The sequence below is a fragment of the Achromobacter sp. KK8 genome (assembly GCF_054188005.1).
The window spans coordinates 955,784-968,408 of record NZ_CM135178.1; the positions used below are offsets into that span (position 1 = coordinate 955,784).

General features: G+C 63.7%; 9 protein-coding genes and 1 tRNA gene. 6 read left to right on the plus strand and 4 right to left on the minus strand.

What is annotated here, in order from left to right; all coding sequences use genetic code 11:
• The first annotated feature begins 20 nt into the window (after window positions 1-20).
• Entirely contained in the window at window positions 21-2,204 is a 2,184-nt protein-coding gene (locus ACVN9Z_RS04375) for a TonB-dependent receptor (RefSeq protein WP_058665649.1), read from the plus strand.
• Window positions 2,205-2,207: 3 nt separating this feature from the next.
• Here the strand turns inward: ACVN9Z_RS04375 and ACVN9Z_RS04380 are convergent, their stop codons facing one another.
• From ACVN9Z_RS04380 to ACVN9Z_RS04390, 3 genes are all read right to left on the minus strand, one after another.
• Entirely contained in the window at window positions 2,208-3,407 is a 1,200-nt protein-coding gene (locus ACVN9Z_RS04380) for an MFS transporter (protein ID WP_006385726.1), read from the minus strand.
• A 437-nt stretch (window positions 3,408-3,844) separates the two neighbouring features.
• A complete protein-coding gene (gene htpG, locus ACVN9Z_RS04385; RefSeq protein ID WP_053499565.1) occupies window positions 3,845-5,734 on the minus strand; it encodes a molecular chaperone HtpG in 1,890 nt (629 codons plus the stop codon).
• A gap of 201 nt (window positions 5,735-5,935) precedes the next feature.
• Entirely contained in the window at window positions 5,936-7,339 is a 1,404-nt protein-coding gene (locus ACVN9Z_RS04390) for a DKNYY domain-containing protein (protein ID WP_173010539.1), read from the minus strand.
• A 151-nt stretch (window positions 7,340-7,490) separates the two neighbouring features.
• On the opposite strand from ACVN9Z_RS04390, the gene ACVN9Z_RS04395 reads away from it, so the two are divergent.
• The 5 genes from ACVN9Z_RS04395 to ACVN9Z_RS04415 all read left to right on the plus strand — a co-directional run bounded on the left by ACVN9Z_RS04395 (window position 7,491) and on the right by ACVN9Z_RS04415 (window position 11,731).
• Window positions 7,491-8,882, plus strand: a complete 1,392-nt coding sequence (locus tag ACVN9Z_RS04395) for a nucleobase:cation symporter-2 family protein (RefSeq protein WP_006385723.1) — start codon at window positions 7,491-7,493, stop codon at window positions 8,880-8,882.
• A 118-nt stretch (window positions 8,883-9,000) separates the two neighbouring features.
• Window positions 9,001-9,085 (plus strand) — tRNA-Leu (locus ACVN9Z_RS04400).
• A 362-nt stretch (window positions 9,086-9,447) separates the two neighbouring features.
• Entirely contained in the window at window positions 9,448-9,840 is a 393-nt protein-coding gene (locus tag ACVN9Z_RS04405; RefSeq protein ID WP_458213503.1) for a very short patch repair endonuclease, read from the plus strand.
• Window positions 9,837-11,060 (plus strand): DNA cytosine methyltransferase, encoded by a 1,224-nt coding sequence (locus ACVN9Z_RS04410; RefSeq protein ID WP_457548256.1) that lies wholly within the window; start codon window positions 9,837-9,839, stop codon window positions 11,058-11,060. The genes ACVN9Z_RS04405 and ACVN9Z_RS04410 overlap by 4 nt, the downstream gene beginning before the upstream one ends.
• A complete protein-coding gene (locus ACVN9Z_RS04415; RefSeq protein ID WP_409142991.1) occupies window positions 11,057-11,731 on the plus strand; it encodes an Eco29kI family restriction endonuclease in 675 nt (224 codons plus the stop codon). Before ACVN9Z_RS04410 ends, ACVN9Z_RS04415 begins: the two co-directional genes overlap by 4 nt.
• 259 nt (window positions 11,732-11,990) lie before the next feature.
• Here the strand turns inward: ACVN9Z_RS04415 and ACVN9Z_RS04420 are convergent, their stop codons facing one another.
• A complete protein-coding gene (locus tag ACVN9Z_RS04420; RefSeq protein WP_409142992.1) occupies window positions 11,991-12,269 on the minus strand; it encodes a helix-turn-helix domain-containing transcriptional regulator in 279 nt (92 codons plus the stop codon).
• Window positions 12,270-12,625 lie beyond the last annotated feature (356 nt).

Below are 12,625 nucleotides of genomic sequence, written 5' to 3' on the forward strand. Positions count from 1 at the left end.
TCGAGTTTCGGGAAAGCGTCATGAGAAGAGTCGTATCCACCGCCGCCCTCGCGGCATGCACCGCCGTGCCCAATGTCCAGGCCCAGGAGGCCCAGGCGCGCGAGGCCGAACTGCCCAGCATCCGCGTGGAAGCCTCCAGCGACGCGGACAGCCTGCACCTGGACAGCCGCAGCAGCAGCGCCTCGCGGCTGGGCCTGACATTGCGCGAGACGCCGGCATCGGTCGAGATCGTGTCGCAACAGGCCATGCGCGAGCGCGGCGCCAGCACCCTCAGCGAAGCCCTGCGCGGCGCCACCGGTCTGGCCGGCGGCGGCCCGCCGTCCTCGCCCACCACGCTGTCCTCGCGCGGCTTCACCGACATCCTGTACCTGTACGATGGCCTGCGCATGTCGGGCGCGGGCTCGACCAACCGGGTCGAAGACACCTGGAACTACGAACGCATCGAGGTGCTGAAAGGCCCGGCATCGGTGCTGCAGGGCGACAGCGCCATCGGCGGCATCGTCAACTTCCAGACCAAGCGCCCCGATCGCGACAACCCGTCGCGCGAAGCGATGTTCTCTTACGGCAGCTACGGCAGCACCCGCACCGGTATCGGCCTGGGCGACAACTTCGGCGAGACCGGCGCCTACCGCATCGACTACAGCCACAACGACAGCCGCGTCGGCACCATCGACCGCAACAGCAACAAGCTCGACCACCTGACCACCGGCATCGCCTTCGACGTCGCTCCCGCCACCCGGCTGGACCTGTCGTTCGACTATTCGCGCGACACCGGCCACGCCTACTGGGGCACGCCGCTGATCCCGCGCAGCCTGGCCAAGGATCCCACCGGCGTGGTCAGCACGCCCGATGGCCGCGTGCTGGACCGCGCCCTGGCGCGCAAGAACTACAACGTGCTGGACGACCGCAACGAGGCCGAATCCTATTGGCTGCGGGCGCGCGTCACGCACCGCTTGACGCCGTCGTGGACGCTGCGCAATGAATTCGCGATGAACAAGGTCGACCGCCTGTGGAAGAACTCTGAATCGGCCACCTTCAGCGCCCCCGCGTCGATCGACCGCGACCAGACCATCATCACGCACCACCAACGCTATTTCATCGACCGCTTCGACGCCAGCCATGACGGCACCATCGCCGGCCTGCCGAACAAGTTCGTGATCGGCGGCGAACTCAGCAAGACCACGCTGGACAGCGAGCGGCGCTTCTCCAACCGCTCCGCCGCCACCGCGGACGCGCTGCGCGTCTCGCTGTGGAATCCGGAGGTGGGCTACTTCAACGATGACCCGGCGCTGATGAGCGGCCCCGGCAACCGCACCGATTTCACCACCGACGTGCGCGGCGCCGCGCTGTTCCTGGAAGACTCGCTCAAGCTGACCGAGCGCTGGACGGTGGTGGGCGGCTACCGCTACGACCGCATCCGCGTCGACCGCGGCGTCACCGACCTGAATGCCGGCACCCGCAGCGCCTTCGGCACGCGCTACAGCGCCAATTCCATGCGCCTGGGCACGGTATACGACGTAACGCCGTCGTCGTCGGTCTACGCGCAGTACACCAATGCCACCATCCCGGTGGGCTCGCTGTTCCTGCTGTCGCAGTCCAATGCCTCGTTCCCGCTGGCCAAGGGCGAACAATGGGAAGCCGGCTTCAAGCAGAGCCTGGGCGACGTGGAATGGACCGCGGCGGTCTACCACATCAAGCTGGAGAACGTGCTGACGCGCGACGCCAACGACCCGCGCGTGACGGTCAACAATGGCCGCCAATCCTCGCGCGGGGTGGAATTGTCGGCCGACTGGCGCATCACGCCACAGCTGACGCTGTCGGGCAACATCGCCGCGCTGAACGCGCGCTTCGATTCGCTGACCGAGGCCGACGGCACCTCCCGCGTGGGCAACACCCCGCCCAACGTGCCCGAGCGCGTCGCCAACCTGTACGCCACCTACCGCTTGAAGGACGTGCCGATGGACTTCTTCGTCGGCCTGAACCACACCGGCAAGATCTACACCGACAACGCCAACCAGGTCCGCATCAACAGCCACACCACGGTGGACGCGGCGGTCAGCTACCGCATCCGGCCGGCGCTGATCACTTTCCGCGTGCGCAACCTGACCGACAAGCTCTACGCCTACTACGGCGGCCGCGCCACCAGCCAGGTGCTGCTGGCGCCGGGGCGCACGTACGAACTGGGCGCGACGTTCGAGTTCTGACGTTCAGCAGCCTTGCACCGCCAGCTTGCGCTGGCGCTGGTTGGCGGCGCGTTGCCACAGCACCAGCCCCAGGCCGGCCGCGGCGATCACCGCGCCGGCCACCGGCACCGCGGCGTAGCCCAGCCCGGCCGAGATCACGCCGCCACCGGCCGCCGCGCCCACCGCGTTGCCCAGGTTGAAGGCGCCCACGTTGACCGACGACGCCAGGCCGGGCGCGTCGGTCGCGGCGCGCATCACCCGCATCTGCAGCGGCGGCACCACGGCGAACGTGCCGAAACCGAAGATCAAGAGGCCGATCGCGGCGCCCACCGGGGTCTGCGCCAGCCAGGGGAAAGCCAGCAGGTCGGCGATCACCAGCACCAGGAAGGCGATCAGGCTGCCATCGAGCGAACGGTCGGCGAAGCGACCGCCCGCGGTATTGCCTATGGTGAAGCCCAGGCCGATCAGAACCAGCATCGCCGTCACGAAGTTGGGCGATGCGCCGGTCAACTCCGCCAGGGTCGGCGCCACGTAGGTGTACAGCGTGAACATCGCGCCCGCGCCCAGCACCGTGGTCAACAGCGCCACCAGCACCACCGGGGTCTTGAGCACCGCCAGCTCATGACGGATATCCGGACGCCGGCCGGCCTCGCCGGCGGGCAGCGCGAACCACAGCGACAGCATCGCCACCAGGCCCAGGACCGACGTGGCGGCAAACGACATGCGCCAGCCGATCACCTGGCCCAGCCAGGTCGCGGCCGGCACCCCGCCGACGTTGGCGATGGTCAGCCCCAGGAACATGGTCGCCACCGCGCTGGCCTGCTTGTGGCGCGGCACCACGCTGGCGGCCACCAGCGAACCCAGGCCGAAGAAGGCGCCGTGGTTCAGGCTGGTCACCAGGCGCGCCAGCAGCAGCGTGGTGTAGTTGGGCGACAGCGCCGACAGCAGGTTACCAAGCGTGAAGATCGCCATCAGCACGATCAGCGCCTTGCGGCGCGACCAGCGCGACAGCGCCAGGGTCATCAGCGGCGCGCCGAGCATCACGCCGATGGCGTAGGCGCTGATCAGCATGCCGGCGCTGGGGATGGACACCCCCACGCCGTCGGCGATCACGGGCAGCAGGCCCATGGGAGAGAATTCGGTGACGCCAATGCCGAAGGCACCGACGGCCAATGCCAGCAATGGCAGGCCGGCTTTCACCGGCGGGGTTTCGTGGGTAGACATACGGGTTCCTTGGTTGGGTGCGCCGACCAGGGAATCCAGAAGCGTCGCGGCGAAGGCCGGAGCGTGGGGCGGGTCTGATCGGAAGACAGGCGGCCAGTATGACGGGTATACCCTTACGGAAAAAGCGACTAAACGGGGAAAGACTTTTGACTTGGAGTCATGAATGACGTGGGGGGGTTCGAGAGAGGAACGCGCTCGGCCCGTCAACGCCAAACGTTTTACGGGCGCGGATTGCACAAGAAAAATTCCCGCTCGGTAATTTTTTCGACGGAAATCGCGTTGTTCATCAAGAAATTACCGAGCGGGAATATGCGTCGAGGACAACAGGGACCGGTTGCACGATTCCATCCCCAACGAGGTAGTCCGGCCCCAACCGCCGCTCGCCAATGAAAAAGGGCGCCCTCGCGGGCGCCCTTTTCCTGCCTTCGTACCGCCGCTTACTTCAGCAGCAACGCATTCAGCCGCTTCACAAACGCCGCCGGATCGGCGATCTGCGCGCCTTCGGCCAGCAGGGCCTGGTCGAGCAGCAGGCGGGCCCATTGATCGAACTCGCCGTCTTCGGCGGCGCGGATGCGGGCCAGCAGCGGGTGTTCCGGGTTGATTTCCAGCACCGGCTTGACGTTGGGCGCTTCCTGGCCGGCCGCCTTCAGCATGCGCAGCAGGTGCGGGCTGAGTTCGTTCTGGCCCACCACCACGCACGCCGGCGAATCCACCAGGCGCAGCGTCACGCGCACTTCCTTGACCTGGTCTTCCAGGGTCTTTTGCAGGCGCTCGACCAGCGGCTTGAAGTCCTCGGCCACTTCGGCCTGGTGCTTCTTTTCTTCCTCGTCGGCCAGCTCGGCCAGGTCCAGGCCGCCCTTGGCCACCGACACCAGCGACTTGCCGTCGAATTCGCGCAGGTACGACAGCATCCACTCGTCGACGCGGTCGGACAGCAGCAGCACCTCGATGCCCTTCTTGCGGAAGATTTCCAGGTGCGGGCTGTTGCTGGCAGCGGCGAAGGTGTCGGCCGTGACGTAGTAGATCTTGTCCTGGCCTTCCTTCATGCGGCCCACGTAGTCGGCGAACGACACGGTCTGGGCCTGGTCGCCGGTGTGGGTCGAGGCAAAGCGCATCAGCTTGGCGATGCGTTCCAGGTTGGCATGGTCTTCGCCCGCGCCTTCCTTGAGCACCTGGCCGAATTCCGACCAGAACGTGGCGTAGTCTTCCGGCTTGTTTTCGGCCAGGTCTTCCAGCAGCGACAGGATGCGCTTGGCCGAGCCTTCGCGGATGGCGCGCACGTCGCGGCTTTCCTGCAGGATCTCGCGCGACACGTTCAGCGGCAGGTCGGCCGAGTCGATCACGCCGCGCACGAAGCGCAGGTACGACGGCAGAAGCTGGTCGGCGTCGTCCATGATGAAGACGCGCTTGACGTACAGCTTGACGCCGCGGCGGCCGTCGCGGTCCCACAGGTCCATCGGCGCATGCTTGGGCACGTACAGCAGCTGCGTGTATTCGCTGCGGCCTTCGACGCGGTTGTGGGTCCAGGCCAGCGGGTCGTCGTAGTCGTGCGACACCGTCTTGTAGAACTCGCGGTACTGTTCCTCGGTCACATCCGCCTTGTTGCGGGCCCACAGCGCGTTGGCCTGGTTGACCGTTTCGAGTTCGTCCTTCTTGACCTGCTCGCCCTTTTCCGAATCCCACTCTTCCTTGGCCATGCGGATCGGCAGCGAGATGTGGTCGGAGTAGCGGCGCAGGATCTCGCGCAGCTTCCAGCCGTTGAGCAGCTCGTCTTCGTCGGCGCGCAGGTGCAGCGTGACGTCGGTGCCGCGCGTGGCCTTGTCGGCGGCGGCGATGGTGAATTCGCCCTGGCCGTCGGACTCCCAGCGGATCGCGTCGGCGGCGCCGGCGCGGCGGCTGACCACCGTGACCTTGTCGGCCACGATGAACGAGGAATAGAAGCCCACGCCGAACTGGCCGATCAGCTGCGCGTCCTTCTGCTTGTCGCCGGTCAGCTGCGAGAAGAACTCGCGCGTGCCGGAACGGGCGATGGTGCCCAGGTTGGCCACGGCCTCTTCGCGCGACAGGCCGATGCCGTTGTCGGAAATCGTGATGGTGCGCGCGTCCTTGTCGTAGCTGACGGTGATGGCCAGCTCGCCATCGCCTTCCAGCAGCGCCGGATTATCGATGGCCTCGAAGCGCAGCTTGTCGCAGGCGTCGGATGCGTTCGACACCAGCTCGCGCAGGAAGATTTCCTTGTTGCTGTACAGCGAATGGATCATCAGGTGCAGCAGCTGCTTCACCTCGGCCTGGAATCCCAGGGTTTCGGACGTGGCGGTTTGGCTCATCGTTGTATGAAAAGTCGGAAAATTAGGGACAAAAGAAAGCCGGATGGCGGGGCGCGCGGCCCAGGCGGTTTCCGGGAAACCCTGTTGTGATGGGGGCCATCCGAAATATTTCAAGACCAGGAAATCGCCAACCCGCCCCAGCCCTGCCGGCGAACACGAAAAAAGGGGAACCGAACGGGCAAGGATGCGCCGCCCGGCACATCAGAACAGGGAGAGCAAGCCGCGGCGATAACGCGTCTTTGCCTCCAGCACCTCGTCGAACGCGGGCACGGCCAGCGTGCCGCCGTGGACCAGCTTGCGGATGTCGTCCGCCTTGATCTGCCGGGTCTGCTGCGACCGCAACAGGAAATCCGCCGCCTTGGGGTCCAGGATGCGGTAGATCGGGCTGTAGATCAGCTGGGTGGCGCCCAACTCGTCGAGATAATAGAGCGCATCGCCGTGGCGCCAGACCGAACCGAAGCCGTGATAGACATCGCCCAGCTTGGTCCACTGGCCAGTCGGCGCGTCCTTCATGCGCAGGACCAGCGTGGAACGGGACATCAGGCCGCCCCCGCTGCGCGAGCGGCTCCACACCTCCTCGCTCTTGAGAAACAGCAGTTGCCTGCCGTCCCAGAACACGTACGGCGACAGCGCCGTGAAACCGCCCGCCGCGAACGGATCGTCGCCGGCGCGCTCCACCTGGCGCTTCTCGCTGTCATAGAAGTAGATGCCGTCCTTGCTGGCGAACAGGGCGTGGTGCACGTGCCGTCCCGGCTCGTTCAGCAGCCGGTACGGCGCATGCGCCGCGTCGAACGCCAGCGCGCCCAGGTACACCATGCCATCGCGCCGGTCATAGAGATAGGGCTGGCGGTGCAGGTTGCCCACCATGAAGGTATAGAGCGCCGGATCATCCGACAGCGGCAAAGGCGTTTCCCGGTAATACACCCGGCTGCCATCGGCGAAGAAGTCGTTGCCCGGCCGCGTTTCGCCGCCCTGGATCGCCGCGATACGGCGCAGCCGCGACGGGTCCGCCCGTGGCATTTCGCGGCCCTCGTAGAACACGCGCGCGCCGTCGGTGGCCAGTTGGCGGTCGAGCAAAGGGCGATACGGCTGGGCGCTGGCCGGCAGGGCCAGGAACGGGTACAGGTAAGTCTGCGGCTTGTCGCCCTTGCCGGCGCGATACAGGATCTTCTGCCAGACCTCGTCCAGCCCGCCAAGGTCGCGGTTGAGTTCGGACGCAAAGTCGCAGAAATAGGTGATGGCGCCGTCGCTGAAATAGCTATTGCCCAGGTAGCGCGTCGATCCGGGCCGCATCCCAGGCAGCACGAGGTTGCCGCAATACACGTGGCGGCTGTCGCGCGCCGCCTGCCGGCCGTCGTAGCGACCGGTGTCGAACGTCTGCAGGCCGGCCGGGTCGGCCTCGGGCATCCGGTAATAGCCATTGCTGGGCACGGCCGCATAGACCTCGCCCTGGTAGCGCCTGTAGATACTGCTGCCGTAGGACTCGCCACGATCGATGGCGGCGAAATTGTCGCCGTCGTCGATCAACCAGAACAGCAGGCACAGCGGCAGGATGGCGATCAACAGGACCAGGCCGATCACGATCCCTCTGGTGCGCTTTTGCATCGATTCCCGGGCCGGCGGCCCCTGGTTGGCGGACAGGAATTCTATCAAGCCTCCTGGCGGCCCCGCGGCGGTCGCGGTGCGCCCGGGGGCCTTCCCCGCTAAAATCCCGCACTTTCCTCCCCTACCCCCCGCCCTGGCCGACCCTGCCGCCATGCAACCCGCCTCCCTGACCCAACCCGCCTCCCACGGCGCGTCCGACGACGCCGAACCCCGCCACGACCTGGTCTATGGCCCGGACGACCGTCCCGCCGCCCCCGTCGCCTTCGTCGCCGCCCTGCAGCACCTGCTGGCCATCCTGGTCCCCATCGTCACCCCCGGCCTGCTGATCTGCCAGGCCCTGGACGTCAGCAGCCGCGACACCACCCTGATCGTGTCGATGTCGCTGGTCATCTCCGGCATCGCCACCTACGTGCAGTGCAAGCGCTTCGGCCCGCTGGGCGCGGGGCTGCTGATCGTGCAAGGCACCAGCTTCAACTTCGTCGGCCCGCTGATCGCCGGCGGCTCGGTCATGGTCAAGCAGGGCACGCCGGTCGAGGCCGTCATGGCCGCGATCTTCGGCGTCGTCATCGCCGGTTCCTTCGTCGAAATGGGCATCAGCCGCATCCTGCCCTTCGTCAAGCGCCTGATCACCCCGCTGGTCACCGGCATCGTCGTGCTGCTGATCGGCCTGACGCTGATCAAGGTCGGCCTCATCAGCATGGGCGGCGGCTACAGCGCCATGGCCAAAGGCACCTTCGCCAGCGCCGAGAACCTGACGCTGTCGGGCCTGGTGCTGGGCACCATCATCCTGCTGAACCGCGTGCCGGTGGTGTGGATCCGCAGTACCGCACTGGTGCTGGCGCTGGCCGTCGGCTACATCGCCGCCGCCTACATGGGCCGCCTGGACTTCACCGGCGCGCGCGAAGCCGCCCTGTTCCAGGTGCCCATGCCGCTGCACTTCGGCCTGGGCTTCTCGTGGTCGCTGTTCGTGCCGATGCTGATCATCTACCTGGTCACCTCGCTCGAAGCCATCGGCGACGTCACCGCCACCAGCAAGGTGTCCAAGCAACCGGTCGAAGGCCCGCTGTGGATGCAGCGCATCAAGGGCGGCGTACTGGTCAACGGCGCCAACTCGCTGTTGGCCGGCGTCTTCAACACCTTCCCCAGCTCGGTCTTCGCCCAGAACAACGGCGTCATCCAGCTGACCGGCATCGCCAGCCGCCACGTCGGCGTGTGGATCGCCGGCATGCTGGTCCTGCTGGGCCTGTTCCCCGCCGTCGCCGGCGTGCTGCAGGCCGTGCCCGAACCCGTGCTGGGCGGCGCCGCCATGGTCATGTTCGGCGCCGTGGCCGCCTCGGGCATCAACATCCTGGCCGGCATCCACCTGGACCGCCGCGCCCTGCTGATCATCGCCGTGTCGCTGGCGCTGGGCCTGGGCGTGTCGCAAGTGCCCGAGATCCTGTCGCACCTGCCGCACGCCGTGAAAAACGTGCTGGAATCGGGTGTTGCCACCGGCGGCATCTGCGCGCTGGTGATGAACTGGTTCCTGCCGGAAAAGAAGTAAGCATGCGGGCCGGCGCGCCCCGCGCCGGCCCCTTGCCTGACAATTTTTCCCAGACCGCATATAATCGCGGTCTTCGCTTTACCCGCGACCGTCACCTGGACGGCTCCGCGACCAGCCTGCCCGGGTGGTGAAATTGGTAGACGCAGGGGACTCAAAATCCCCCGCCGCAAGGCGTGCCGGTTCGATTCCGGCCCCGGGCACCATCTCAGAAATCCCTAGTACTTCCAGTAAAACTAGCCGGATTTCAGCCGCATGCGCTCACAAACCGCCAAGCCTCGGTCAGCCCCTCTCGTTAGCACCGATGCAGCGAGTGCCCCTCGCGACACATACGACTGCTCCATCAACGACCGCGAGCTAACAAATGCTGCAGGCAAGCCCTCCATAGCCGTTAACCGTTGCCATGAGCTAACATTCCTTGCCACTCTGCGGCATGTCGTGAGCGCACAATGCCCGCCTTTCTCCTGCTGGATGGTGAACCGCCACAGAAACGTCCGAAGATAGGCGAGATTCACTGGACAAAATTACAGTGATTGATACACTCTCCCCCGAACAACGCTCGGAACGCATGGCACGCATACGGAGCCGTGACACGAAGCCCGAGCTTAGCATTCGCAAGGCACTCCACGCGCGTGGATTTAGATATCGGCTGCACGACAAACGCCTCCCGGGAAAGCCCGACATGGTCTTTCCTAGCCGACGAAAGGTTGTATTCGTGCATGGCTGTTTCTGGCACATGCACGGCGGGGCATGCGCGCTCACGCGCATGCCCAAGTCGAAGCTCGACTTCTGGCGCGCGAAGCTGGAAGGAAACCGGGCTCGTGACGCAATGAAGCTCGAACAGTTAGTTGCGTTGGGTTGGAAAGTATTGGTGGTATGGGAATGCGAGTTGCGTGATATGGAAAGTGTCCTGACTCGACTTATGACATTCCTAAATGAAGATGCAGGAGAAACGAAATGATGCGAGCGGTGGAGCTATTCGCCGGAGCTGGCGGACTGGCGATGGGCGTGAGCCTGGCTGGATTTAGGTCCCTGGCCGTGGTGGAATGGGACAAATGGGCTTGCGACACCGTGCGCGAGAATCAGCGGCGCGGCTACCCGTTGGTTTGCAATTGGCCACTAAGTGAAGGGGACGTGCGCACAGTCGATTGGTCTAACATCCCGCAAGACATCGAGCTATTAGCGGGAGGCCCACCGTGCCAACCCTTCTCGATGGGTGGCAAGCACAAGGCCCATGACGACAAGCGCGATATGTTCCCGGCCACGGTGCAAATCGTGCGTGCGCTCCGGCCTAAAAGCTTCATCGTCGAAAATGTGAAGGGACTCACCCGATCGAGCTTTGCGAATTACTTCGAATACATCAAGCTGCAACTAGAGTTCCCGGAAGCACCACGCCAGGAGGAAGAGTCCTGGTTTGACCATTTGATGCGCTTGCAGACTGAGAAAACAAGCGGCCGCATGCATGAAACCGGACTGACCTACAATGTGACCGCGACCCTCGTAAACGCGGCGGACTACGGCGTGCCCCAAAAGCGGGAACGTGTTTTCATTGTAGGCACCCGCTCTGACCTCGACATCGATTGGCACTTTCCCGATGCGACACATAGCGAAGACGCTCTAATATATGCTCAATGGATAACCGGCGAATATTGGGACCGTCACAAGATCGCACAGAAGAATCGTCCAATGCAACCCCTCAAGTTGGCCAAGCGTATTCAAGCCCTCACGGCCTGCCCCCCCAAGACGTTGCCATGGCGCACGGTACGCGACGCTATTGCGGATTTGCCTGACCCACGGTCGCACGCAGCAGCCAATATCCGTGACCATAGATTCCAGGATGGCGCGAAGAGCTACCCTGGACATACTGGTAGCCCGCTGGATCAGCCCGCGAAGACCATCAAGGCCGGCGATCATGGTGTGCCCGGTGGCGAAAACATGATGGTACTAACCGATGGTAGCGTGCGTTATTTCACCGCGCGCGAAACGGCCCGCATTCAGACCTTCCCTGACGGCTACGTTTTTCATGGATCATGGACGGAAACCATGCGCCAACTCGGTAATGCGGTGCCGGTGGCACTCGGGCGCATCGTGGCGTCGTCAGTAGCAGAAGCATTAATCAAGAGCGAACTTCGCCAAATCGAAACCAACGTAAACGCAAACAAGAAAAAATCCGCTGCATGAATAATAAATCCCACACAGCAGAGATCATTCCTTTCAATCCACTGGACAAGAAAAATCTGGGAGCCAGCGTTGCGGAGGCCTTGGTCAGCCAGCCAGCTCATCCGCTAGGCGCGGTAACGTCCTTCTTTGGTGCGGGCATCTACGCGATTTACTACCATGGCAAGCATGAAGCCTATGGTCCAATCTCCACGCCGAACCAAATGGACATAACCAGTCCAAGCATTCCCATTTACGTCGGCAAAGCAGTGCCGCAAGGAGCCCGCAAAGGCAAAGTACTGCCCGACCCGACCAAGTCGAAGGCGCTATTTTCACGGTTGCAGGAACATTCCGAATCTGTCGAAGCAACTAAAACCCTCAACATCGATGATTTCACGTGCCGTTATTTGGTGGTGGATGAGATTTGGATTCCACTAGGTGAATCCCTGATGATTGCTAAATTTTCTCCACTATGGAACCTAATAGTGGAGGGATTTGGAAACCATGATCCTGGCTCGGGTCGCTACAACGGTCTTCGGCCGCGATGGGATACGCTACATCCCGGACGCATGTGGGCCCTGAAGTGCAAGGAACGCAGTGAATCCGCAGCCGAGATCACGCGCGAGGTAAGGAATCATCTCGCTAACACAGTGTTGCCAGAAACGCCGCACTTTGTTGGTCGTCATGATCTTTAAAGAGCGCTTTCCAGCTCTGGAAGATACAGAGCGTAGACGGTGAGTCCGGCCACAAGTGCACGTGCGCTGAGTTCGAAGGCGTGGCCATAGCCAGACTGCGAGATTTGGCACCTCAAGCACACCGGATCAGAAAATCCCCCGCCGCAAGGCGTGCCGGTTCGATTCCGGCCCCGGGCACCAGATTGAAAAGCCGCGACTGCCTTGCAGCGCGGCTTTTTTTGGGTCAGTGAGGCTATATGCGTGCGCTGCGTCCTTGCCTTTAGAGATGGCCGTCAACGATACCCCCAGCGCGTCCATCACCCGGTGCAACATCAGGTATCTTGGGTTGGCTCCCTGCACGAGCACGAGATAAAGGTTCATGCGCGCCAAACCGGTCCCTTGGCAATGGCTCCGACACCCCTTTTGCACGAGCCACATCGCCCAAGGCCTGGAGGAAGACATCCGGATCGGGATCGCCTGCGGCATCGGCGAGGTAATGCGCAATCGTCTCTTCGTCGGACAAGTAGTTAGCCAGATCGAAATCACGCAGCTGGATCATTTGAGTGCCTTCCCTTTCAGTTCGCTCCACAGGCGTTTCGCGGTTGCCCACGCGCCCATAAATCCGTCTTGAACAAACATCGGCTTCTGGAAGCTCGAGATCTCGACATTGTCGCTCAAAAGGGATAGATGCCGGAGTAAGCTCCCCAACACGCACGGAGACCTCAACATGGGCATTACGAGCACACTTTCGGCCGGGTTTCAGCACCCGAAGGGCGCGCCCTGACCATTGACTGCCGCCCTTCCTGATCCCGCGCTCCACGGAGCGAATCAGAAGAATTCACCTGATCCGACCGTGCGATCACCGACATAATCGTCTGGCTCAGCCAGGGGTCGACATCCGTCGCGACACGCTTG

Coding starts and splice junctions, on each gene's coding strand:
- ACVN9Z_RS04375 (WP_058665649.1), top strand. CDS start 21: ATGAGAAGAGTCGTATCCACCGCCGCCCTCGCGGCATGCACCGCCGTG.
- ACVN9Z_RS04380 (WP_006385726.1), bottom strand. CDS start 3,407: ATGTCTACCCACGAAACCCCGCCGGTGAAAGCCGGCCTGCCATTGCTG.
- htpG (WP_053499565.1), bottom strand. CDS start 5,734: ATGAGCCAAACCGCCACGTCCGAAACCCTGGGATTCCAGGCCGAGGTG.
- ACVN9Z_RS04390 (WP_173010539.1), bottom strand. CDS start 7,339: ATGCAAAAGCGCACCAGAGGGATCGTGATCGGCCTGGTCCTGTTGATC.
- ACVN9Z_RS04395 (WP_006385723.1), top strand. CDS start 7,491: ATGCAACCCGCCTCCCTGACCCAACCCGCCTCCCACGGCGCGTCCGAC.
- ACVN9Z_RS04405 (WP_458213503.1), top strand. CDS start 9,448: ATGGCACGCATACGGAGCCGTGACACGAAGCCCGAGCTTAGCATTCGC.
- ACVN9Z_RS04410 (WP_457548256.1), top strand. CDS start 9,837: ATGATGCGAGCGGTGGAGCTATTCGCCGGAGCTGGCGGACTGGCGATG.
- ACVN9Z_RS04415 (WP_409142991.1), top strand. CDS start 11,057: ATGAATAATAAATCCCACACAGCAGAGATCATTCCTTTCAATCCACTG.
- ACVN9Z_RS04420 (WP_409142992.1), bottom strand. CDS start 12,269: ATGATCCAGCTGCGTGATTTCGATCTGGCTAACTACTTGTCCGACGAA.